Origin of the sequence: Aggregatilinea sp., from assembly GCF_036822615.1 — a bacterium.
Lineage (GTDB): Bacteria > Chloroflexota > Anaerolineae > Aggregatilineales > Aggregatilineaceae > Aggregatilinea.
This window is the reverse complement of sequence record NZ_DAISHJ010000036.1, coordinates 16301-38639: the sequence shown is the minus strand read 5'-3', so window position 1 is coordinate 38639 and position 22339 is coordinate 16301. Positions and strand designations below refer to the sequence as shown.

General features: G+C 61.4%; 21 protein-coding genes. 13 read left to right on the top strand and 8 right to left on the bottom strand.

Annotated elements, in window-relative coordinates; genetic code table 11:
* Positions 1-179: 179 nt before the first annotated feature.
* The 3 genes from V7116_RS12525 to V7116_RS12515 form a co-directional block, all read right to left on the bottom strand.
* On the bottom strand, positions 180-1094 hold the full coding sequence (locus V7116_RS12525) for a hypothetical protein (RefSeq protein WP_324392269.1): 915 nt from the start codon (positions 1092-1094) through the stop codon (positions 180-182).
* Positions 1095-1320: 226 nt separating this feature from the next.
* Positions 1321-1500 carry a YHS domain-containing protein gene (locus V7116_RS12520; protein ID WP_324392268.1) on the bottom strand — a complete coding sequence of 60 codons (180 nt, stop codon included), beginning with the start codon at positions 1498-1500 and terminating at the stop codon, positions 1321-1323.
* Between the two features lie 17 nt (positions 1501-1517).
* Positions 1518-1910, bottom strand: a complete 393-nt coding sequence (locus tag V7116_RS12515) for a hypothetical protein (RefSeq protein ID WP_324392267.1) — start codon at positions 1908-1910, stop codon at positions 1518-1520.
* Between the two features lie 439 nt (positions 1911-2349).
* Here V7116_RS12515 and merA point away from each other — a divergent pair, with 439 nt between their 5' ends.
* The 13 genes from merA (at position 2350) to V7116_RS12450 (ending at position 16100) form a co-directional block, all read left to right on the top strand.
* Entirely contained in the window at positions 2350-4041 is a 1692-nt protein-coding gene (merA, locus tag V7116_RS12510; RefSeq protein WP_324392266.1) for a mercury(II) reductase, read from the top strand.
* Between the two features lie 435 nt (positions 4042-4476).
* Entirely contained in the window at positions 4477-6096 is a 1620-nt protein-coding gene (locus V7116_RS12505; protein WP_324392265.1) for a GAF domain-containing sensor histidine kinase, read from the top strand.
* Entirely contained in the window at positions 6086-6763 is a 678-nt protein-coding gene (locus V7116_RS12500; RefSeq protein WP_324392264.1) for a response regulator transcription factor, read from the top strand. The genes V7116_RS12505 and V7116_RS12500 overlap by 11 nt, the downstream gene beginning before the upstream one ends.
* A 170-nt stretch (positions 6764-6933) precedes the next feature.
* The gene (locus tag V7116_RS12495; protein WP_324392263.1) at positions 6934-7416 is read left to right on the top strand and encodes a 4Fe-4S dicluster domain-containing protein; all 483 of its coding nucleotides are present in this window, start codon (positions 6934-6936) and stop codon (positions 7414-7416) included.
* Positions 7416-9242, top strand: coding sequence for an aldehyde ferredoxin oxidoreductase family protein (locus tag V7116_RS12490; RefSeq protein ID WP_324392262.1), 1827 nt, complete (start codon positions 7416-7418; stop codon positions 9240-9242). The genes V7116_RS12495 and V7116_RS12490 overlap by 1 nt, the downstream gene beginning before the upstream one ends.
* A gap of 68 nt (positions 9243-9310) precedes the next feature.
* Positions 9311-9583, top strand: a complete 273-nt coding sequence (locus V7116_RS12485) for a MoaD/ThiS family protein (RefSeq protein WP_324392261.1) — start codon at positions 9311-9313, stop codon at positions 9581-9583.
* 35 nt (positions 9584-9618) lie between these two features.
* Entirely contained in the window at positions 9619-11460 is a 1842-nt protein-coding gene (locus V7116_RS12480) for an NADH-quinone oxidoreductase subunit 5 family protein (protein WP_324392260.1), read from the top strand.
* Positions 11461-11469: 9 nt separating this feature from the next.
* On the top strand, positions 11470-12657 hold the full coding sequence (locus tag V7116_RS12475; protein ID WP_324392259.1) for a proton-conducting transporter transmembrane domain-containing protein: 1188 nt from the start codon (positions 11470-11472) through the stop codon (positions 12655-12657).
* A gap of 22 nt (positions 12658-12679) precedes the next feature.
* On the top strand, positions 12680-13141 hold the full coding sequence (locus V7116_RS12470; protein WP_324392258.1) for an NADH-quinone oxidoreductase subunit B family protein: 462 nt from the start codon (positions 12680-12682) through the stop codon (positions 13139-13141).
* The gene (locus V7116_RS12465; RefSeq protein WP_324392257.1) at positions 13138-14043 is read left to right on the top strand and encodes a respiratory chain complex I subunit 1 family protein; all 906 of its coding nucleotides are present in this window, start codon (positions 13138-13140) and stop codon (positions 14041-14043) included. The genes V7116_RS12470 and V7116_RS12465 overlap by 4 nt, the downstream gene beginning before the upstream one ends.
* Positions 14044-14062: 19 nt before the next feature.
* Entirely contained in the window at positions 14063-14587 is a 525-nt protein-coding gene (locus V7116_RS12460; protein WP_324392256.1) for a 4Fe-4S dicluster domain-containing protein, read from the top strand.
* Positions 14577-14987: an NADH-quinone oxidoreductase subunit C gene (locus V7116_RS12455; RefSeq protein ID WP_324392255.1), complete on the top strand. Its 411-nt coding sequence runs from the start codon at positions 14577-14579 to the stop codon at positions 14985-14987. Before V7116_RS12460 ends, V7116_RS12455 begins: the two co-directional genes overlap by 11 nt.
* 36 nt (positions 14988-15023) lie before the next feature.
* A complete protein-coding gene (locus V7116_RS12450; protein WP_324392254.1) occupies positions 15024-16100 on the top strand; it encodes a hydrogenase large subunit in 1077 nt (358 codons plus the stop codon).
* 76 nt (positions 16101-16176) lie between these two features.
* Here V7116_RS12450 and V7116_RS12445 read toward each other — a convergent pair whose 3' ends face one another.
* The 5 genes from V7116_RS12445 to V7116_RS12425 all read right to left on the bottom strand — a co-directional run bounded on the left by V7116_RS12445 (position 16177) and on the right by V7116_RS12425 (position 21859).
* Entirely contained in the window at positions 16177-16905 is a 729-nt protein-coding gene (locus V7116_RS12445) for an ATP-binding cassette domain-containing protein (protein ID WP_324392253.1), read from the bottom strand.
* Positions 16902-17528 carry an ABC transporter permease gene (locus V7116_RS12440; protein ID WP_324392252.1) on the bottom strand — a complete coding sequence of 209 codons (627 nt, stop codon included), beginning with the start codon at positions 17526-17528 and terminating at the stop codon, positions 16902-16904. Before V7116_RS12440 ends, V7116_RS12445 begins: the two co-directional genes overlap by 4 nt.
* 176 nt (positions 17529-17704) lie before the next feature.
* Positions 17705-18634, bottom strand: a complete 930-nt coding sequence (locus V7116_RS12435; protein WP_324392251.1) for a substrate-binding domain-containing protein — start codon at positions 18632-18634, stop codon at positions 17705-17707.
* A gap of 94 nt (positions 18635-18728) precedes the next feature.
* Complete coding sequence (locus V7116_RS12430) at positions 18729-20624, bottom strand: molybdopterin biosynthesis protein (RefSeq protein ID WP_324392250.1); 1896 nt, start codon at positions 20622-20624, stop codon at positions 18729-18731.
* A complete protein-coding gene (locus V7116_RS12425; RefSeq protein WP_324392249.1) occupies positions 20624-21859 on the bottom strand; it encodes a molybdopterin molybdotransferase MoeA in 1236 nt (411 codons plus the stop codon). The genes V7116_RS12430 and V7116_RS12425 overlap by 1 nt, the downstream gene beginning before the upstream one ends.
* Between the last annotated feature and the right edge of the window lie 480 nt (positions 21860-22339).

Genomic DNA, 22339 nt, shown 5'->3' with positions numbered 1-22339 from the left:
GATTCATTTGATGCTCCGTCGTCTTGCTCGTCCTATTTAACAAACACGCTCTTAGCTCTCAGATCGTCACGCGCGGCTTGAACTCAGACTTCTCGGATCTCGCCGTACATGAGGCGCACCGGAAGATAGCGCCTGTACTATTCCAACTGCATCCGCGCCATCCCCTGACATACGCGTCACTAAGCGGCGCAGCTCCCACCACCGCCCGGCGCACCGGAGATCGGCCCGACGGCGGCGGCGATCCGCTGCGCGCCTTGAATGCTCGAATAGTCGTATCCCAGCAGATCCGCGGCGCCGATGTCCGACCACGCTATCCCTTGTAGGGTAAAGTACGCCGCCACCCGAACGTAGCTATCGGTGAACGCGTAAGCATTGAAGGCCAGCGCCGCATCATAGAGTTCCGACTCCTCAGCCCCCTGGAACGCCAAAAGTTCCAACAGGCCCAGGACAGCCATGCCATGATTGCAGTCAGGGAACGCAGTGTGGTTACCGCAACATGGACGGAAAATGTGCTCGGCCACGCGATAGATCAGCGCCTCTTGTTCAGGCGTCAACTCAACCAGACGCAGGCTGCTGTAAAGTTCAGTCGCGGGTTTGCTGCCCAGCGTCCAGCCGCCGGTAGACGCATAGTTACCGAGCGGAACCTGCGCCTCGTTCTGCATCATCGGCCCTTCACTGAGCACGCTGCTTTCCTGCGTCAGCCCCAACGCCCACAGCACGTTCGTCCAGAACTGGATGTTTTCCGGCTTGAATGTGATCTCGTCGAGTTCGTCACCCAACAAGATCGCTTGCTGTTCTTCATCCAGACCACGGTACTGCGCCTCGAACTTGTCCAGATCGATCGCACCCGCGTCGATGAGCCGCTGCCCCATGTCGCCCCACTCAACCACAATAGTAGTGCCGGTCAGCGGCGCAACCTGCTCAACCAACAGATCGTAGCGTAGCGCATTTTCGATAGGCACAGCCGTCGGCTGCGGCGCGGGTGTGACTTCAGGGTATACCTGCGCTGCCAGCGGATCCGGTTCCAACCGCCGGGTCAGTCCGTATAAAAATCCCCACATGCCGATGGCAAGGCTAAATGCGACAACTAACACTGAAACTCTCCGATGCATAAATTTCTCCTCGCATCAGGCTAACATACTTTACACACGGCAGGCCGGGAGAATACTCGCTGCGATCCAACGTCGTTCTTTGACGGCGATCCGGCAAGGAAGCACCGAAACCGCTCGCGGGGCAGCATCCTCGCACGGCCTGCGTAAGTTCGGATCAGTCTTGAATGGTGGCAAACTGAGGGCAGCGTATTACCCAAACCACACCATACTAATGATGGCTGTGATGGCCCGTGTTTTTACTACCTTCCCCGACATACTTCTCGGGTTCCCTGTCAAAAGCCTGTTTGCAGCCCGGCGCGCAGAAGTAGTAGGTCGTTCCCTTGTACTCCGACTTACCTGCCGCCGACTTCTCGTCCACTTCCATTCCACATACAGGATCTTTCGCCATTCTTGAACGCTCCTCGATCACAATGCTGCCGGTTGAACGGTCGCATCATCCTCTGCTTTGTCGACGGTGATCAAGTGAGCGCCAACCAAAGTCCGTACGATCTCGACAGCCAGGGTCGAATCGGACTCGTCATCAGGAGGATCTGCCAGGGTTATCCAGCACTGATGATCATGCCCGTGCACGATCAAACTAGCCGGCGTCATCTGTCCGCATCCGTAAACCAGCAGCACGTTATAATGGCAGTCACATAAGGCTGTCCCGTGATGTGGGCAGGTGCAGTCGGGTACAAATGCCAACGCCGAACGCAGGTCAAATGACTGCTCCACCCGAAGGCCAGCTTTATCCAACTCGCGCTGTACGGCGAGTACGATCTCACCACTGGTCACATTCACAGTATATTCGCGCTGCACGCGGCTACTCCTCGTCTCACCATCTGCCACCCAGTATAGGAATGGGTGATTGGATTCGTTAGCGCCATACGTCGCGTCCGGAACTAAGCATTTTGGCGTGTATGGCCCAATAACTCACCTCATGCGGCTCGGTTGGACGGGTACCGGAGACGCCCGCTGCGGGCAAGTAAATGAAAGCCATGACGGAAGGCGCTCAAGGCGATACGTGGCATCGACTGTTGTCAATTGAGCCGTCTATGTGTGGCAAGCACCCGCTGCGAATGAAGTGCTACAGTCTAAGTAGGGGCAAAACCTTCATTCTTTCCCGGATTTGAGTTTCTGCGGCATGACGGTGAAGCCCGAAGGTGCCAGAATGCAAACGTGCATTTGCCATCCGGTCTAAACGAGGATCACATAATCCCAGCCGAACGTAGTTGACTGCAACGATAGGAAAAAGATGATGGCAAAAGACAAAGAACTGCAAGAAATCACGCTGGATGTGCGCGGCATGACCTGCGACAGCTGCGCGATGCACGTCACCAAAGCGCTCTCCCTCATTCCTGGAGTCAAACACGTTGACGTGCCTGGCTGGCAATCGGGGCGAGCGACGGTCAAAGCCAGCGATGCGGTGCCCAGTGAAGCGCTGATCGGTGCGGTTGAGGGAGCGGGCTACCGGGCCAACGTGAAACAACGGCGCGAACTCAATCCTGTGGTCCCTCAACGTAACGCTTCGCCGGACTTTGACCTGATGGTCATCGGCAGCGGATCGGCGGGCTTTGCGGCAGCGATCAAGGGGGCCGAACTCGGGCAGCGTGTGGCGTTGGTCGAGGCGGGAACGATGGGAGGAACCTGCGTCAACGTGGGGTGTGTGCCCTCAAAAACGCTCATTCAGGCTGCCGAACTGCATTACCGTGCCAAACACCACCCGTTCGACGGTGTGCCCCGTGCTGCTTCTGCTGGACACTGGGGTGCGGTCGTGGCGCAAAAAGACGAACTGGTCAACCGGCTGCGCCGGACCAAGTATGTCGATGTGCTGGCCGCTTACCCTGACATTACCTACATCCAGGGCTGGGCCAACCTGCTTGGCGGCAGTCGGGTGGAAATTACCCCGGTCGATCACGATGCCGTTTCCAGCGTGTACACTCCAGGCAAGATCATCATAGCGACCGGTGCGAGCGCGTGGGTGCCGCCTATCCCCGGCCTGGAGCAAGCGGGCTACCTGACCAGCACCACTGCTTTGGAGCTGGCGGAACGCCCGGCTTCGATGATCGTCGTTGGAGCCAATGCGGTCGGGTTGGAACTGGCCCAGATGTTCGCCCGGTTTGGCACCCAAATCACCGTGTTGGAAGCCATGCCAGCCATCACGCCCTTCGAGGAACCAGAGATCAGCGAGGCGCTGGCCGGTTATCTACGCGACGAAGGATTAGTCATCGAACCGGGCGTCAATATCACACGGGTGGGCAAAAACGTACATGGTTATCACCTCACAGCGGAACGTAGCGGCGAAAAGCTCGTCTTTGAAGCCGACACGCTGCTGATGGCGACAGGCCGGCGCGCGAACACGCACAGCATGGGGCTGGAAGAGGCTGGCGTAGAACTCGGTCAACGCGGGGAAATCGTCGTGAACGATCACCTGCGCACAACCAATCCTTACGTCTACGCCACAGGGGATGTGACCGGACGCGATATGTTCGTCTATGTGGCTGCCTACAGCGGCACCCTGGCGGCAGAAAATGCGATCAATGGCACCGGGCGTGTATACGATACTCGCGTGCTGCCGCACGTAACATTCACCGATCCGGTGGTGGCCTCGGTGGGATTAACCGAACGTCAGGCTGAGGATGCGGGGTATGCCGTGAACACCTCCGTGCTGCCCCTGGACTACGTTCCGCGCGCGCTAGCCAACCGTGACACACGCGGGCTGATCAAACTGGTGGCGGACGCGAGGACCAACCGTTTGTTGGGTGCACACATATTAGCGCCGGATGCGAGTGAAGTGGTTCAAACTACGGTCATGGCCATCAAAGCGAGCATGACCGTGCAAGATTTGACCGAAACCTTCTTCCCCTACCTGACGATGGTGGAAGGTATCAAGTTGGCTGCACAGACATTTGAGAAAGATGTGGCGATGCTGTCCTGCTGCGCGGGATAGGTCAAGGGTGAGCTGAGCGCGAAAAACACGTTCCTGCCTCAGCAATTGATTGGGCTGAAACGGCAGGTGTCCCCTTCCCCAACCGAAGCCGCGCGATCGCCAAATTCCGGCGCTTTTGGCGAGTCGGATAAGCGGATGGAGACAAACCCCGGTGATTGTGAAGCCGCATACCCTGGTATACGCCGGAAGCCATCGTCCCGATCGAGCAGCCTCCACAACACCAATCAGGCGCAAAAACAACGTGTCCAACGAGGATCTTTTTTGAGCTACGGATAATTAGACGCCATTATGGTGGCAAACCTCCATAGGCTTGGAGAGCATTTGCGAGTACTGTAGAGGAGTACGTTGCTAAATCGCCACGGTTTGCGACCTCAATTCGTGCCGCCAGCCATGCTTATCGTCCAATAAATCATTAACGCCTGACAACGAATACCCATGCCTTCCATCAGTTCGATCCGGTTCCACAAAGTCGCCGTTTTACTGGAACGCCGCCGCGAAGAAATCGTGTCAAGCTGGCTCGATGAAATCCAGTCCCAACCGGCCTCAAAGTACCAGAACGTCCCGCTCGAAAACCTGCGTGCGTCGATCCAGCAGGGCGTAGGGGCGATCATCGAATGGTTCGCCACCCAGTCCGAAGTGGGACTCGAAGTATACCTCTCCTCGATCAGCGAACAGCGCCTCGCAATGGGGTTCGACATCGGTGAAGTGGTCGAAGCGCTGCTCATCTGGAAAGACATCACGCTGCAAGTCGTACGGGAAGCGCTGCCCGCCGGATCGACGGAAGCCGAGATGGCCGTCGAACAGGTCGACGAGTGTCTGCGTACCATGATCAGCCGCTTCAGCCACCTCTACGCGGAAACTACCCAGAGGCACATCCGCGAACAGCAGATCCGGACCGCACTCATGTACCACATCGTGCAGATGGCAAGCGGCTCGCTCGATCTGGAGGAAATCTTAGGGCGGATCGCGCACGCGATCACCAGCTCGCTGGAAATCAAATACTGCGCGCTGTACCTCATCGACTCGCAGCGTAACGTGCTCGTTCCGCGCGTGGTGACGGGCGAACTCAGCACCCCGCGCATTGACGCGTTCTTCGACCGCTGCCTCGATCCCACCGTCGATTCGTTGATCGCGGAGATGCTGGCAAGGGGGGAGCCAATCGTCTGCCAGAACGTCGAGACCGATTTCCGGCTCAGCCGGGAAACGGCGGAGACCATCGGCGTACCCACGTTGCTGATCGTGCCCAGCCGGTCCGGCAGCCACGTTTTGGGCGCGATCGTCGTCAGCCCGCTTGGCGGCAAACCGGCCTTTGATCAGGCCGAAATCAACCTCATGCGTGGCATTGCGAATGCCGTGGCACTCACGCTTGAAAACGCCCGCCTATCCGAACAGGCCGAGCGTCTGGCAGTCGTCAACGAGCGTCATCGCCTCGCGCGCGAACTGCACGACTCGCTGGCGCAGTCCCTTTATTCGATCATGCTATATGCCGAAGCCGGGAACGAATCGCTCAAGGCAGGCGATGCCCCGACCGTCGCTTCACACCTGTACGAACTGAAAGGGACCGCCCAGGAAGCGCTGAGAGATCTCCGCCTCCTGATTTTCGAGCTGCGTCCCTCGGACCTGGAGGAACAAGGGCTGGCCGCTGCGCTGCAAGGGCGGCTGGACGGCGTCGAGTGCCGCAGCGGGATTCAGTGCGCGTTCCACGTCGAAGGGGACGAAAATCTCGACGCCACTACCTCCCGGGAACTCTACCGCATCGCCCGCGAAGCGCTGAACAATATCCTGCACCACGCGAACGCTAAAAAAGTAGCCGTGACGCTGCGCTTCGATCCCCGCACGACCGCCCTGACGATTCAAGACGACGGCATTGGCTTCGATCCGGACACATCCACGGGCGGGATGGGACTGCGCGGGATGCGCGAACGCGTCGCGCAGCTTGGCGGGACGCTCGATATTTCCAGCGGCACGGGGAGCGGCACAACGATTGCCGTCACCTGCCCGCCCTGCACGACATCGCACCGCGCCGCAAAAGGAGCTTCCAGCTATGCAGACTGATCGGATTCGCATTCTGATCGTGGACGACCACACGATCGTACGGAAGGGTCTGCGCGCCCTGCTGGTGACCAAAGAGGATCTCGAAGTCGTTGGGGAAGCCAGCAGCGGTGAGGAAGCGCTGGCACAGGCGGCGGCCCTGCGGCCCGACGTCATCCTCATGGACCTATCGATGCCGGGCATGGGTGGCATCGAAGCAACCCGGCAGCTTACCGCAGAATATCCCGAGATCCGCATTCTGGTGCTCACGAGCTTCGTCACTGACGATCTGGTGTTCCCGGCGATCAAAGCGGGCGCGTTGGGCTATCTTCTGAAAGACTCCGATCCTGCCGATCTGGTGCGCGCCATCCACGAGGTTTATCAGGGCGATTCGTCGCTTCACCCGACGATCGCGCGGATGCTGCTGGCCGAACTGACACACGCCGACACCCATACGCCACCGCCGGAAACCCAGGTCCTGACGACGCGTGAAGTCGAGATCGCGCGGCTGATCGCCAGGGGTCTGTCCAATCGCGCCATCGCGGACCAGCTCACCATTGCGGAAACAACCGTCCGCGCCCATGTCAGCAACATCCTGAGCAAGCTGCATCTGGCCTCTCGCAATCAGGTCACGCTGTACGTCCTGCGCGAAGGGCTGGCCTCTCTGGACGACGATCTACAACATTTGTAGTACTTCGCTCCGATCAATGATGTATTTCCGCAAACGCCATCTCGTTGTTATGTGGAGGGCCGGAATCGGCCATCCCTCTGATGACGCTGCGCGAGTCCGGCCCTATAGTGAATATGGGTAATTTGTAGATCGATACGGATCTCTTTTTAGCCACTCACAAGGAGAATTCGATGGCTAAAGTCTTAATGATCCATCCTGATAAATGCACAGGCTGCCGCAACTGCGAGCTGGCATGTGCATTTAGTCACGATAGCAGCCAGTTCCGGCTGAGGACAACACGCGTTCATGTGTATATCTGGGACCGCGAAGGCTTCTCGGTTCCGATGATGTGCCAGCAATGCGAAGACGCGGCCTGCCTGGCCGTCTGCCCGACCGGCGCACTCCAGCGCAACACCGAGACGAGTGTTGTCGAATGGGACAGCAACCGCTGCATCCGCTGCCGGATGTGCACGCTGGCATGCCCCTTTGGCTGCGCCGTGTACGATGCCGAGAGCAGCGCGATCTTGAAGTGCGATCTCTGCGAGGGCGAGCCTGCCTGCGTCGAGGCCTGCCCGAACAAAGCGCTTGAGTACGTCGATGATACGGTCGCCACGTACTCGCGGAAGAAGGCGTTCTCGGCCAAGTTTAAAGATGCATTCCAGGAGAGTCACTAATGTTTGGTTGGATCGGAACCATTTTAAGGGTGAACCTGACGACAGGCGCGATTACACGCGAATCTCTGTCGCCCGAACTGGCCAAAGAATTTATCGGTGCGCGCGGGCTTGGGGCCAAAATTCTGTTCGATGAAGTCGATCCCGGCATCGACGCGCTCAGCCCGGAAAACAAGCTGATCTTCGCGCCCGGGCCGATGACCGGCACCTTTGCCCCGTCCTCGGGCCGTTACGACGTGGTGACCAAAAGCCCGCTGACCGGCGCGATTGCCGCGTCGAATTCCGGCGGCGCGTTCGGCCCGGAACTGAAATTCGCCGGGTACGACATGGTTATCTTCGAGGGTAAGGCGGCAACGCCCGTTTACCTCTGGATTCATGACAATCAGGTCGAGCTGCGCGATGCGAGCGCGATCTGGGGCAAGCAAGTGCCCGAAACCACGGAAGCGCTTCAGGCCGCCACGCACGAAGACGCCAAGGTCGCGTGCATCGGTCCGGCGGGCGAGCGCGGCGTGTTGTTCGCCAGCATCATGAACGAAATGCACCGTGCGGCAGGGCGCAGCGGCGTCGGCGCGGTGATGGGCTCGAAGAACCTGAAGGCATTCGTGGTCATGGGCAGCGGCGCGGTCAAAATCGCGGAGCCGGAAACGTTCGAGACCGCGATGTGGAAAGCCCGCAACAAGATCATGGAACATCCCGTGGGCGGCACGGGCCTCAAGGCTTACGGCACGGACGTGCTGGTCAACATCCTGAACGAAATCGGCAGCCTGCCCACGCGCAACTTCCGCGACGGGTACTTCCCCACCGCCGACAAGGTGGGCGGCGAAACCCTCAGCGCCAAGCGGCTGGTCCGCCCGAAGGCGTGCTTCTCGTGCGTCATTAGCTGCGGGCGCGTTTCACAGGTCACGGGCGGCAAGTTTGCCGGTCGCGGCGAAGGGCCGGAATACGAGACGGCCTGGGGCTTTGGCCCGGACTGCGGGATCGATAATCTCGACGCCGTGCTGAAGGCAAACTTCCTGTGCAACGAATACGGCCTGGACACGATCACGATGGCGAGCACAATCGCCTGCGCGATGGACCTGTTCGAGTCGGGCATCATCACCACCGAGGACACCGACGGTGTCGCGCTGACCTTCGGCAATGCTGATGCGATGGTCGAGATGGTGACCAAGACCGCCCTGCGTGAAGGGTTCGGCGAGAAACTCGCGCTCGGCTCGTACCGTATGGCGGACAGCTACGACCATCCCGAATTCTCGATGACCTGCAAGAAGCAGGAAATGCCCGCCTACGACCCGCGCGGCGTGCAGGGCATCGGCCTGAACTACGCGACCGGCAATCGCGGCGGCTGCCACGTACGCGGCTATACGATCTCGGTCGAAGTGCTGGGCAATCCGGTCAAGATGGACAAGGATGCCATCGAAGGCAAAGCGGAACTGGACATCACGTTCCAGAACCTGACCGCCGCGCTGGACTCAACCGGGTCCTGCCTGTTCGCCACGTTCGGCATCGGCGGGGACGAGCTGGCCGAAATGCTCAGCGCCGTCACGGGCATCCCCTACTCCACCGAAGACTTCATGAAGGCGGGCGAGCGTGTCTGGAATCTCGAACGGCTGTGGAACCTCAAAGTAGGCTACACCAGCGCCGACGACACGCTGCCGGAACGGCTTCTGACCGAGCCGATCAAGACTGGTCCGTCGAAGGGCAAAGTGAGCCTGCTTCCCCAGATGCTGCCGGAATACTACAGCCTGCGCGGCTGGGACAGCACCGGCATCCCAACCCCGCAAAAGCTAGAGGCTCTGGGACTTCAAGCCGAAGCTGCGTCCCTGGCCTAAAACGACCCCTTCCCGGCCAATAGGAACCAGCTATTGGCCGGGTTTTCTCTTTGAGCGTGACTGTAAAGATGCAAATTCGTTTCTTTGCAAGCTTCCGCGACGTTGTAGGCGCAAACGAACTGAAATGGACCCGGCCCACCACGACGTTGAGGGTGCTGGTCAACGACCTGTGCGCCCAATATGGGATCGGGTTCAGCAGGTGGATGTTCGATGGCGACGAGGTCGCCTCGTGGATCATCATCCTGGTCAACGGGCGGGACTACCGCGACATCGGCGGACTGGATATCACCCTCCAGCCGGACGACGTAGTGTGTTTCTTCCCCCCCGTGGCCGGAGGCTGACCCAAAACGTCGCAGCTAATGTGTAGGAATTTGCGATGACCATACCTTTGATCGTTTTGCTGGCCGGTGTCGTGTTACAAATCGCACTGGCACGCGTGCTCACTGCCCGCAGCAAGGGTTGGCTGGCATTCCTCAGCGGACTGGCGGCACTGGCTGCCGCTTTAGCACTGATTCCAACCATCCGCTCCGATGGCAGCTTAGACGGCACGCTGTTCACCTGGGACCAGAACGTCCCGGTGGTGTATCACGTCGATGCGCTCAGCCTCGTATTCATGCTGCTGGCGACGGGCGTAGGCTCCGCGATTTTGCTGTACTGTGTGGACTATATGGCCGACGAGCCGGGCGGCGTCACGCGCTTTTACGCGCTGATCCTGACCTTCATCGCCGGGATGGTAAACCTCGTTTGTTCGTCCAGCCTGCTGATCGCTTATTTCAGTTGGGAAGTCATCGGGCTGTGCTCGTACTTCCTGGTGGGCTTCTGGTACAAAGAAACCGCCGCTGCCAATGGCGCGCGCAAAGTGCTGCTCATGACGCACATCGCGGGCTATGGCTTCCTGGCGGCGGTGCTGCTGCTGTTCCACAGCGCCGGAACGTTCCTGTGGACCGATCCCGCCCTGGGCGCGGCATTTTCGAGCGGCATCTTTCTGCTGCTCCTGATCGCGGCGATGGCGAAATCGGTGATTTTCCCGTTGCACACCTGGATTCCCGAAGCGATGAACGCGCCGACACCCGTCTCGGCCCTGCTGCACTCGGCCTGCTACGTGAAGGCGGGCGTGTACCTGATCGCACGGCTGTACGCGATCACGCCCTGGCAGCCGGAATGGAAGACGCTCGTGCTGGCGCTGGGCTGCGCCACGATGCTGGTTGGCGCGCTGTTCGCGCTGGTCCAAACTGACCTGAAGCGGCTGCTGGCCTACTCGACCATCAGCCAGTTGGGATACATCGTGACCGGCCTGGGGCTTGGCACGCCGATCGGGCTGGCGGCGGGGCTGTTCTACGCCCTGAGCCACGGCCTGTTTAAGGGTACGCTGTTCCTCTGCGCCGGATCGATCCAGCATGCCACGGGCACGCGCGACCTGCGTAAGCTCGGCGGATTGGCCCAGTCCATGCCCCAAACGGCGCGTATCTGGCTGATCGCGGCGGCGGCCATCATCGGCGTGCCGCTCACGAACGGCTTCGCGGCCAAGTGGCTGTTTTACGACGCTGCGCTGGACGACGGCGCGCTTCCCGTCGTGATCATCGCGCTGCTGGTGAGCACCGTCACCGCGTTTTATATGCTCAAGGCCACGGTCGGCGCGTTTTACGGCGAACCATCGCCCTCACTGGCCGGGGTACACGTACACGAGGCCGGGCCGACCATGCGGGCCGGGATGTGGACGCTGGCCGCGCTGTCGCTGCTGTTCGGCATCGCGCCGCAGATCTTGATGAAATGGATCGTTGCCCCTGCGGTGACGGCGCTGGGCTTCACCTCCGGCGTCGAAACCTCGTGGCTGGGACTCAGCACCGGATCGGGCAGCGCGCAGGCAACTGGCGGCGCGATCCTGGTGCTGGCGGCGCTGGGAACGGGTTACGTGATCTACCGGCTGTCGCAGATATCGCCCGCGACCGCGGTCAACGCATTCAGCGGCGGCGATCCACTGCCGGAAGGCGCGCCCGTCACGCTGACGGCGGAAGACTTCTCCGACTTCGCCGGGGAAGCGTTAGGCCCCGTCTATGCCGTCACCGATCCTGACCGGGTTTACCTCAGGGCGTGGCAGGGTCTGCGCAGCGCAATCGCATCGCTGGACAGCGCCGTCACGCCGCGCGTCGAAGCGCACCCGCTGGCGCTTACCGCCGGGCTGGCGATCCTCGTCGGGCTGCTGGTCTGGATAAGTTAGGAAGCCGTGATGAACCTCATGACGAGTCTTTCGACCGTCGTCTCTGAAAGCTCCCATTGGGATCTGTTCATGGGCGGCAGTTTTCTAGTGCTGTTTGCGGCCATCGCCACATATGCGGTTCCCGTTCCGCAGGGGGATCGCCGCTGGTGGGGGCTGGTGGCTGCCATCGGCGCGCTGGTCGTCGTCGGCATGAGCGCCGTAGACGGCACGGCCCGCACCGTGATGCTCGATCTCGCCGCGTTTCTGGCGGTCGCGCTGGTGTGGGTACAGGGATCGGCGCAGGCCGTCCACGCCGCGCGCAACTATCTGGTGCTGCTGGCAGCAGGCATCGCGGCGATGACCGCCGGGCTGCTGATCGCGGGCGAAAGCGTGACCCCGCCCGATGCGCCCCTGGATCATCTGGCGGTGGGGCTGCTGGTGATCGGATTTTCGCTCAAGCTGGCATTCGTGCCGTTTTACGTGTGGCTGCCGCTGGTTGCGGAAGCCGCCGCACCGATGACCACCGCGCTGATCGTCGCCACGGTGGACATCGCAGCGTTCAACGAGCTGGCGCACCTGCGCACCGTCTCGCCCTGGATCTTCGAGCAGTACGAAGCGCTGTGGATCGGGGTGGCGCTGCTGTCCATGTTCGGCGGGGCGCTGTTCGCCCTCGCCCAGCGCGATCTGAAGCGGATGCTGGCCTTTTCCACCATCGACGACATGGGCTATCTGCTGTTGGGCGTCGTGGTCGGCCCCGGCGTCGGGCTGGAAGGCGCACTGGTTGGAGCATTGAGCCATGCGCTGTTCAAGGTGCTGCTGTTCGGCTCCGTCGGGCTGGCGGAGCACCAGATCGGGCACGCGCTCACGCTGAACGATCGTGGGCTGGCAGCACGCTGCCCGGCGGCGACGGTCGCCTTCATCGCCGGTGCGCTGGGCATGATCGGCGTGCCGCCTATCTTTGGTTTTGCGGGGCGCTGGCGGCTGTATCTGGCCGGAGCCGATTACGGCGGCGCGTGGCTGATCGGGCTGATGGCGCTGGCAACGGCCCTCGCGCTGATCTACTACGTGCGCGCCATTCACACCGTCTGGCTGGGCCAACCCTCTACCCCAGAGACTCCCGACGAGCCGCCGCTGGCTTCAGCGGTCCTGCTCACCCTGACCGTCCTGGGTCTGGCGTTGGGACTGCTGCCGTCCCTCGTAACGGCTTACGTTTCCTGAGCGCCGGGAAGGATGCGATAACATGAAACTGCTCACTCCTCTCATCGCCCGGTCGCGCGTCAAATCGCCCTGGGTGTACTGTGCCAATTCCGGCTCGTGCAACGGCTGCGACATCGAGATCGCTGCCGCCCTCAGCCCGCGCTACGACGCCGAACAAACCGGGGCGCTGCGCCAGGGCAGCCCCAAACATGCCGACATTCTGATCGTCACCGGCCCGGTCACGCTTCGCGCAGGCGCGGCCATCCGCGACATCTACGATCAGATGCCTTCACCCAAAGCCGTCGTCGCGGTCGGATCGTGCCCGGCGTCGGGCGGCGTGTTCAGCGGCAGCCCCACCGTAGAAGCGCCGCTGGGCGACATCATTCCGGTGGACGTCTACGTGCCCGGCTGCCCACCTCGCCCGCAGGAAATTCTGCGCGGCGTCATCCAGGCCGCCGGAAAACTCAACGATAAGGATCGCGAGCGCGAGGAGGAACAGTCATGAGTGACGTGCTGTCCTACCTCGTCGCTCTGCTCCTCTGGCCGGGGCTCGCCGGTGGTGCGCTGTTGGGCTGGCTGTTCCTGTGGCTCCAACGCAAACTGACGGCGCGGATGCAGCGGCGGTTTGGCCCGCCGTTTTACCAGCCGTTCTATGACTTCTTCAAGCTGCTGGGCAAACAGACGGTCATTCCGCGCGGCGTGAATCCGCTGCTGTTTTACGGCCTGCCGACCGCATCCCTGGCGGCCATGCTGTGTGTGCTGGCTCTCATGCCCGTCCCCGGCAACCCGGTTCACTCCTTCGCGGGCGACCTGATCGTGTTGATCTACCTGCTCGAAGTCCCCGCGCTGTGTGACGTGCTAGCCGGGTTTAGCTCGCGCTCGCTGTACGGGCAGGTCAGCGCCGCCCGCGAAACGCTGCTGTCGCTGGGCTACAACCTGCCCTTCCTGGCGGCCCTGATCGCGCTGGCGCTCCAGGTCGGCAGCTTCCGGCTGGACGATCTGGTCAACGCGCCGCTGAGTCTGGTACATGTGCTGGCCGCAGCAGCGTTTTTGCTGGCCGTTCCGGCCCGGCTCAAAAGCAACCCGTTTTCGATTGCCAACGCCGAGCAGGAAATCCTGGCAGGCGTACACACCGAGTATAACGGTGCGCCGCTGGCGCTGTTTGAACTGACACACGGGCTGGAGCTGGTCGCGCTGGCAGGGCTGTTCACCCTAGTCATCATGCCCGCGCTGTCCAGCGGACTCGCAGAACTGGCGATCTATCTGCTGATCTCGACCGCCAGCGTCATCGCGCTGTCCGTACTGGCCGCCGGAACCGCCCGCATCAAGGTCCAGCAGGCGATGCGCTTCTACTGGCGCTGGGGACTGGTGGCGGCGCTGATCGCCCTGGTCGCGGCTTGGCTGTGAAAAACAATAGAGGCTTATCATGAGCATTTTTCAAACGCTGCTGCATAACTCTCGCAGCAAGGCCCTGACCCATCACCCGGATGACCGGGTGGAACCCCCGAACCGCTATCGCGGACAGGTAGTACAGGATGCGTCGCTGTGCGTCGGCTGCACGACCTGCGCTTACGTGTGCTCGCCCTCCGCGATCACGTTCGAGGATCAGGTGGGCGATCACGTGGCCTGGCAGTACGATGCCGGACGCTGCACCTTCTGCGGGCGCTGCGTCGCGTTCTGTCCCACGCACGCCCTGTCATCGGTTCCGCAGCCCACGCCGCTCGCCACCACACGCGACGAACAACTGACCGTTCACCATATCCAGTATCAGGCGTGCGCCGACTGCGGCAAGCCGATCATCCCGCTGCCGCTGGCCGCGCTGGACACCTTCAGCCTACCGCTGCAAACCGCCATCGCCGAACGCGTGCATCTGTGCGAAGCGTGCCGCAAACGCGCAGCGAGTGAAACGGTCAAGCGCAGTTTCCTGGGAGAAAAAACACATGACCGCTGAATGGGAGACGCGTCTCGAAGCTCTGCCCGGCGCAGCGCCGCTGACATACGTGCATAACCAGTGGTGGATGGACGCCCCCGTGCTCGACGTGCGGGCGCTCGCGCAGACGATGCTCGACCTGGGTGTGCGCCTGTGCACCATCACGGGCATCGCGGTAGCAGAGGGCGAAACACAGGTGATCTACCACTATGCCGTTCCCGGCGGCGTGCTGAACGTCAAAGTGCAGACGCGCAGCGGCAAGCTCAACTCGATCACGCCCATCACGGGCGCCGCCGCCTGGGCTGAGCGCGAGATTCAGGATCTGTTCGGCGCCACCTTCACCGGCCACCCCAATCCCTCCCGGCTGATCCGGCCCGCGCAGCTGGCCGAAGGCTTCTTCCGCGAAGGCAGCGCCGACTGAGCGCGCCGCGCGGCATAAGATCGAGGACTAGACGTCATGCCTTACACCATTCCCATCGGCCCTTACCATCCTTCGATGGAAGAGCCGTACAAGATTAGCGTCACATGCCAGGGCGAAACGATTCACGATGTCGCCATCGACATCGGCTTCAGTTTCCGCGCGATCGAGCTGCTGGCCCAACGCCGCAACTACGTGCAGGATCTGGTGCTGGTCGAGCGCGTGTGCGGCATCTGCTCCGGCGTGCATACCATGACCTTTGCGATGGCCGCGGAGGCGCTGCTGGAACTCGACGTTCCGGCGCGAGCGCAGTACATCCGCGTGATCATCTCCGAGCTGGAACGGCTGCACTCTCATCTGCTGTGGGCGGGTATCGCCGCTGAGGACATCGGGTTCCAGACGATGTTTATGGAAATCTTCGCGCTGCGCGAGCGCGTGATGGACGCGCTCGAAGCGATCTCCGGCAACCGCGTGCATTACGCCATGAACTGTATCGGCGGGGTGAACAACGACATCACCGATCCTGACGCGCTGCTGGCAGCCATGCGCGACATCAAACAGGCGCTCGAACAGGTGGTGATGCCGGTCTTCACCCGCAACCCGACGGTACGTGCGCGTATGGTCGGCGTAGGCATGCTGACGAAGGAACAGGCCATCGCGGACGGCGTCGTGGGGCCGTTTGCGCGGGCGTCCGGGCTGGACGCGGACATCCGCAGCGAGCACCCCGTCTATCAGGCGCTGGGCTTCAAGACGGTCGTCGAGCACGGCGGAGATGTCTTCGCGCGGGTGCTGGTCCGCGCCTTCGAGATGCTCGAAAGCGCGCGCCTCATCGAACAGGCGCTGCACAATCTACCGGCGGGGCCCTTATGCGCGCCGGGCGGACCGTTCACTGTCGTCCCAGAGGGCGAAGTCACCGTGCGATCCGAAGCGCCGCGCGGCGAGCTGCTTTACTATCTGCAGGGCAATGGAACCGATCATCCAGCGCGGGTGAAGATCCGCACCCCATCCTATGTGAATATTCCCGCCGTCGAGCCGATGGCCCTGGGCCAGCAGTTAGGCGATCTGCCGCTGATTCAGGCCTCGCTCGATCCGTGCTGCTCGTGCACGGATCGCTGAATTACGAAATCCAGCATAACCCATGCAAACGGGACACCGCGCGGTGCCCCGTTTTTGTTTTCCTCTGCGCAAGGAATCAGTAGATGAGCGTGCCGGAGACAAACGCCTGGGTGCGCGCGTCGGCAGGTGTATCGAAGAATATTTGCTTGGGGGCAACCTCGACCAGATCGCCTTCGTACAGCAGCGCCACACGATCGGCCAGCCTGCGCGCCTGATAGATGTTATGCGTCACGATGACCAGCGTAATGCCGGTTTCGCGCCGCTGCTCCTGCAAAAAGGTCTCGATCAGGGTGATATTGTGCGGATCGAGGTTCGCGGTTGGCTCGTCCAGCAGCAGCACGCGCGGCTGGAGCAGCATGGCCCGCGCCAGCGATACGCGCTGGATCTCGCCGCCGGACAGCGTGCGCGGGCGCGCGTCAGCCAGATGATCGAGCTTCAGGCGCTCCAGCATGGCATCCACCCGCGCGTCGTCTTTCTGCCCGCGCAGAGTCAGGCCATAGGCGACATTCGCGCGCACGCTGCGCGACAGCAACAGCGGTCGCTGGAACGACACGGCGATCTGCCGCCGGATATCGATGGTGGCGGACTCGAACGTTACCGGGCGCGTGCCGTTCAGGTGCAGTCCCACCTGCCCCATGGTCGGTGCTTCCAGAAAAGCCAACAGTCGCAGCAGGGTACTTTTACCCGCGCCGCTCGGCCCCACCAGCGCCAACACTTCCCCTTCGTCGATCGTCATCGAGGGAACGCAGAGCACTTCGCGCGCGCCATAGCGCTGGCGAACGTTTTCGAGGGTATATAACGTCATGGTCTGCGCCTTGTATCACCTTGCAGCAGCACCAGCACAAAATTGGTGAGAAACGAAATCGTGAGGAGGATAATGCCCAGGCCCAATGCAATGTCAAAATTGCCGCGCTGCGTTTCGAGGACAATCGCCGTCGTCATCACGCGCGTGCGCCCCGCGATGTTGCCGCCCACCAGCATTACCGAGCCCACTTCGGAGATAATCGACCCGAACCCGGCCACGAGGCCGACGATCAGGCCGAAGCGCGCCTCCCACAGCAGCGCCCGCACCGATTGAAAGCGCGTCGCGCCCAGCGCTCGAAGCTGGATGCGCAGATCGGGATCGATGCCCAGAACGCTGCTCAGGGTGATCCCCACAATGATCGGCGTGGCGATAACCACCTGCGCGATCACCATCGCCTGAAACGTGAACAACCAGCCAAGCGAGCCCAACACCCCGCTGCGTGACAGCAGCAGATAGACAATCAGGCCAACAACCACGGGCGGCAGGCCCATGCCGGTATAGATCAGCGCGGTGAACACGCGCTTGCCGGGAAACGTAGACAGCGCCATCCAGACCCCAACCGGCACGCCGAGAAACAGGCTCAGCGTCAGCGCGGTCAGCGTGACGTTAAACGATCGCCCCACAATTTCAAGAAGTTCCGGGTCTAGGTTCAGGATCAGGTGCAAAGCCTGCCCCAGCGCATCGATCAGGGTGCCGATATCGCCCTCCTCATAACAAATTGCACACGCCCTGCATCCGGGCGTAAACGAACGGGGACGAGGAAAACCTCGCCCCCGCCGTACCTATCAAAAAGCTGCCGCTATTGAGCGGCCTCTGTTGTTTCTGCCGTCGCCATTGGCATGGCTTCGGTCGTTGCCTCGGCGGTTGCTTCGGCCTGCGCCGCCAGATATTCTGCGGAGCTGGGGAAGAACAACTGCTGGTCGTTGATCGTGTAGGACGCGATCAATTCCTGCGTCTCGACCGAGGTCAGCCACGCGGCGAACTGCTCGGGAAGCTCAGAATCACCCAGCGGGCGGTTATCGGGATTCACCGGGATCACACCATACGGGTTGAACAGCACCTCGTCGTGCTCATACAAAATCGGCAGGCCGATGTCTTCGAACGCGATGTACGTCCCGCGATCGGTCAGCGTATACGCCTGCATCTCGTCGCTCATGGTCAGCACAGCGCCCATGCCCTGCCCCGCGCTGATGTACCAGTCGCCTTCGGGGGTGATGCCCGCCGCATCCCAAATCGCCAGTTCTTTGGTATTCGTGCCGCTGTCATCTCCACGCGACACGAAGATCGCATCGCCATTTTCGCCTGCCGCTGCAATCAGCGCGAAGGCGTCCGCCGCCGAAGTTGCATCCGCGATCCCTGCCGGATCGTTCTCCGGCCCAATGACGACGAAGTCGTTATACATCACATCGTAGCGCTCAGTTCCATACCCACCAGCGATAAATTCATCTTCCTGGGAACGCGCATGGACCAGCTCGACATCCGCGTCACCGTTGCGGCCCAGCTCAAGCGCCTGGCCCGTTCCCACCGCAATCACATCCACGGCCACGTTATACTCTTCCTCAAACACCGGAAGGATATAGTCGAGAAGGCCGCTGTCGTTGGTGCTGGTGGTCGTTGCCAAAATCAGACGGGGAAGGTCTTCTGGTTCGGGGGTGTCACTTTGGGCCAGAACAGACAGCCTGGGTGCCACAGAAAGAAACAGAACGAGTACGGCAAGCATGCGTTTCATAACTTCGACTCCAATTGAATGACCAGGAAACAAAACCATTCGCAATCGTCGGTGGCCTCACAGCGCGTCCTGCGCGGAATGATCTTCCTGAGGTCTACTGGCGGTATGCTTCTTGACCAGTGTCGCGCACGTCATATCCCGGTTGAGCACCAAGCATCTGGCGGAAGACATCGCTGTTCAGCGCGTCCAGCACCGGCTGTGCCTTCGGAAGCGAGGTGTCGGGTATCACGAAGTCGTATCGCTCCCAACCGACCGGAATAAAGTCCAGACCCAGCGCAATCGCCGCGCTGCGCACCCCCAGGCCGCAATCCGCGATGCCGGAGGAAACGGCGATCGCCACACCCAGGTGCGTGTATTCCTCTCGCTCATAACCCTGGATCTGATCGGACGCGATATCGCGCTGGCGGAGCTGGTAGTCGAGCAGCAGGCGGGTGCCCGATCCTTTTTGGCGATTGACGTAGCGCAAGCGGGGCAGATCGTCCAGAGATTGAATGCCCAGTGGATTTCCGGGCGGCACGATCATCCCCTGTTCGCGGTACGCGAAGGTCACTGCCCGCAGCGGAACATCGGAGAGGTAACGCTGCAAAGCACTAATATTATATTCTCCGGTATCCTCATCCAGCAGATGGCTGCCCGCCAGGTGCGCTTCGCGGCGCTTGAGCGCAATCAGGCCGCCCAGCGAGCCGACATTGGCCGAGGTAACGGGTGTGCCCTGAAGGTACTGCGCCAGCAGATCGATCATCGGGTCATGGCTGCCCATGATCAACAGGGCGCGCCGCACGGTGTCTTCGCTCCGGTACAGAGCCACCCGCACCGTCTGGTTTGCATCCACACCTTCGCTAAAGCGTGGGATGTGCGCCAGCCCATCAGCACGCACCAGTGAAGAGATGACCCCTGCCCCGCGATTGAGCGGCGTCGCCAGCAGCCGGTCCTCGACCTGCGCCACCGTCACGCGCACAAAGTCATCGTCTCCAATGGGTGACAGCAGCTTACGCGTCATCGACGCTTCGACGGAAGGCCGCATGTCCATCGGGGCGCGCTGCCCCAGCCAGCCCGCAATCAGGGGCTGGATGAATATCTCGCCGGTCAGCGCGGCACTGACCGGATAGCCCGGCACGCCGATGACCGGCGTCGAGTTCACGACGCCCATGATCGCCGGGTGGCCCGGACGTACGGCCACGCCGTGCACCAGCAGCTCACCTTTTTCCTGAATGATCTCGGCTGTGAAGTCGCGGCTGCCGGCAGATGAGCCGGATAGCATCAAGATCAGATCCGGGTTCTGGCCCAGCGCATCTTCCAGCGCGGCGCGCAAACGGTCCTTATCGTCCGGTACGATCGGCAGCGTGCGGCTCACCCCACCGACTTCCGCGATCTGAGCGCCGAGCACGATGCTGTTATATTCGATGACCTGTCCCGGTTCGGGTGCCTGTGTCGTCAAGACCAGTTCCGAGCCGGTCGGAATCAGAACGACCAGCGGGCGACGGCGTACATTGACGGCATGGTGTCCGCAGCCTGCAATTGCGCCCAGATCGACCGGGCGCAGCTTATGGTTGGCGGGAATCACCAGCTCGGTCGCCACCATGTCCTCGCCGCACATGCGCACATGCTGCCAGGGCGCGACCGGGGCGTTGATCGAAATATGCGTATCATCGAGGAACTGCACGTTTTCGATCATCACGACGGCATTTGTCCCTGCCGGGAGCGGATTGCCGGTGTTCACCGGAAATGTGTTGTCATTCAAGGTGAAGGTCAGCGGGCGAGTTTCCGTCGCGCTCACCGTGTCTCCGGCATAAAGCGCATAGCCGTCCATCGCCACCGCATGAAAGTGAGGCGACGACATTTTCGCCCAGACCGGACCGGCGGTTATGCGGCCAAAGGCTTCGGCCAGCGGCACATCTTCGCCCGGCAGAAGGCGCTCACCCAGCGCATCCAACAGGCGCTGCTGGGCCTCATCCATCGGAATATCTTCCAGATAGTAATCTCTCGTCATCAGAACGTCACCACCTCTACGTCACTGCCCGCCTTCAGCCCGCCGCTGTTGAGCGGCACGAGGATCACGCCGTCGGCATTGACCAGCGTGTAAATCAAATTCGACTTGCCAAAGATCGGCTCGGCCTGAAGCTGGCCCGCCGTTCCACTCAAACGAACCGGAATCGTGTCTTCGCGGCCTGTCGCCGACGCCACATTTGCCGTCAGGGTGGCGCGAACCGTCCCTACCAGCCGGGGCGTTTCGCCCAGCGCGCGACGGATGATGGGCACTAAAATCTGGCGTGCGACCAGCAGCGCCGAAACAGGATTCCCCGGCAGCCCGATCACGGGCGTGCCATCGCACAGGGCGATAATCGTCGGCTTGCCGGGCTTCACCGCCAGTCCATGCTGAAGGATGCCCGGCGCGCCCAGGTTTTCGATCACAGTGCTGGTCAGATCGCGCGCGCTGACGGAACTACCCGCCGAGACGACCAGAATATCCGCCTGATCGAGCGCCTGCCGCGCAACCGCATCCAGCGCTTCGAACTTGTCCGCCGCGATGCCCCCGTGCACCACCTCCGCCCCGCATGACTGGGCCAGCGCAGCCAGCGTATACGAGTTGATGTCGCGGATCTGCCCAGGCTGAGGTACGTCACCGGGCGCAACCAGTTCATCACCCGAACCGATCAGCGCGACACGCGGCGGCGCAGCAACCTCTACTTCCAGTACCCCGACTGCCAACAACCCGCCGATGTCTTGCGGGCGAATACATTGTCCGACAGGCAGGATGATGCCCCCGGCCTGCACGTCCTCACCGACCTGCACCAGATTTTCACCCGGCGCAACCGGGGCCAACACCTCGATTTCCGTATCGCTGAACTTCTGGGTGCGCTCGACCATGACGACCGCATCCGCACCGCGCGGGATAGACGCCCCGGTCGAGATCTCGGCGGCCTCGCCTGCCTTGAGGTCGAAATCAGGCGTCACCCCCATCCGCACGGACGTTGTGAGCTTGAGATAAGCCGGTAGTGATGCGCTTGCGCCAAACGTATCCACCGCGCGCACGGCATACCCGTCCATACTGCTGCGTACAAATTCCGGCAAGTTGATGGGAGACTGTGACGGGCGAACGGTGACGCGCCCTAACGCTTGCTGCGTGGTACAGCGCACGATTCGAGGCTGTGGGCACCACTGCTCAAACAGGGCGTCCAGAGCGGCTTCAACCGTCTTGACGTTGAAAAATTCGGCTGCGGGCATGATCAATGACCTTCAGACTTTGAACGAATCCATGTTGGTGTGCCAGAGGGTGAGAAGAGACGTTGGGGAGGAAATAAAGCTTACTGAAAAGTGTTCGCACATGGCTTGCTGAACCTTTAAACAAGCAAATCAACAACAGTCTAACACTCTTTCACCACCGCCACAACACGCGAAAGAATGCATCAATCGACCTTGTTAGGGGAGCTACAATTCCGCAGAATTGCAAGCGCCCGAAACCCTGAAGCCGATGAGCCAGAAACTGTCCGTGGGAACGCGGCACGACTGAAGCCGAACAAAGACGAGAGAGACGGATACTTACTCCATTGCAGCTAAGGAATTGTGTGACAGACCAATCCACAAATCAAGTCATTGCCGCCACGTTACATCCTAACAGAAACGGGTAGTTTCCCGGTGGGCGTAAATCGGCCCAGCAGCGCATCGACCGCCGCCTGCAAAGACGGCAGGCTGTCCCCACAGGTA

What these genes read in the sequence shown, in the direction of transcription:
- V7116_RS12520 (WP_324392268.1), bottom strand. Translation starts at nt 1,500, where the DNA reads ATGGCGAAAGATCCTGTATGTGGAATGGAAGTGGACGAGAAGTCGGCG.
- merA (WP_324392266.1), top strand. Translation starts at nt 2,350, where the DNA reads ATGGCAAAAGACAAAGAACTGCAAGAAATCACGCTGGATGTGCGCGGC.
- V7116_RS12505 (WP_324392265.1), top strand. Translation starts at nt 4,477, where the DNA reads ATGCCTTCCATCAGTTCGATCCGGTTCCACAAAGTCGCCGTTTTACTG.
- V7116_RS12500 (WP_324392264.1), top strand. Translation starts at nt 6,086, where the DNA reads ATGCAGACTGATCGGATTCGCATTCTGATCGTGGACGACCACACGATC.
- V7116_RS12495 (WP_324392263.1), top strand. Translation starts at nt 6,934, where the DNA reads ATGGCTAAAGTCTTAATGATCCATCCTGATAAATGCACAGGCTGCCGC.
- V7116_RS12490 (WP_324392262.1), top strand. Translation starts at nt 7,416, where the DNA reads ATGTTTGGTTGGATCGGAACCATTTTAAGGGTGAACCTGACGACAGGC.
- V7116_RS12485 (WP_324392261.1), top strand. Translation starts at nt 9,311, where the DNA reads ATGCAAATTCGTTTCTTTGCAAGCTTCCGCGACGTTGTAGGCGCAAAC.
- V7116_RS12480 (WP_324392260.1), top strand. Translation starts at nt 9,619, where the DNA reads ATGACCATACCTTTGATCGTTTTGCTGGCCGGTGTCGTGTTACAAATC.
- V7116_RS12475 (WP_324392259.1), top strand. Translation starts at nt 11,470, where the DNA reads ATGAACCTCATGACGAGTCTTTCGACCGTCGTCTCTGAAAGCTCCCAT.
- V7116_RS12470 (WP_324392258.1), top strand. Translation starts at nt 12,680, where the DNA reads ATGAAACTGCTCACTCCTCTCATCGCCCGGTCGCGCGTCAAATCGCCC.
- V7116_RS12465 (WP_324392257.1), top strand. Translation starts at nt 13,138, where the DNA reads ATGAGTGACGTGCTGTCCTACCTCGTCGCTCTGCTCCTCTGGCCGGGG.
- V7116_RS12460 (WP_324392256.1), top strand. Translation starts at nt 14,063, where the DNA reads ATGAGCATTTTTCAAACGCTGCTGCATAACTCTCGCAGCAAGGCCCTG.
- V7116_RS12455 (WP_324392255.1), top strand. Translation starts at nt 14,577, where the DNA reads ATGACCGCTGAATGGGAGACGCGTCTCGAAGCTCTGCCCGGCGCAGCG.
- V7116_RS12450 (WP_324392254.1), top strand. Translation starts at nt 15,024, where the DNA reads ATGCCTTACACCATTCCCATCGGCCCTTACCATCCTTCGATGGAAGAG.
- V7116_RS12445 (WP_324392253.1), bottom strand. Translation starts at nt 16,905, where the DNA reads ATGACGTTATATACCCTCGAAAACGTTCGCCAGCGCTATGGCGCGCGC.
- V7116_RS12435 (WP_324392251.1), bottom strand. Translation starts at nt 18,634, where the DNA reads ATGAAACGCATGCTTGCCGTACTCGTTCTGTTTCTTTCTGTGGCACCC.
- V7116_RS12430 (WP_324392250.1), bottom strand. Translation starts at nt 20,624, where the DNA reads ATGACGAGAGATTACTATCTGGAAGATATTCCGATGGATGAGGCCCAG.
- V7116_RS12425 (WP_324392249.1), bottom strand. Translation starts at nt 21,859, where the DNA reads ATGCCCGCAGCCGAATTTTTCAACGTCAAGACGGTTGAAGCCGCTCTG.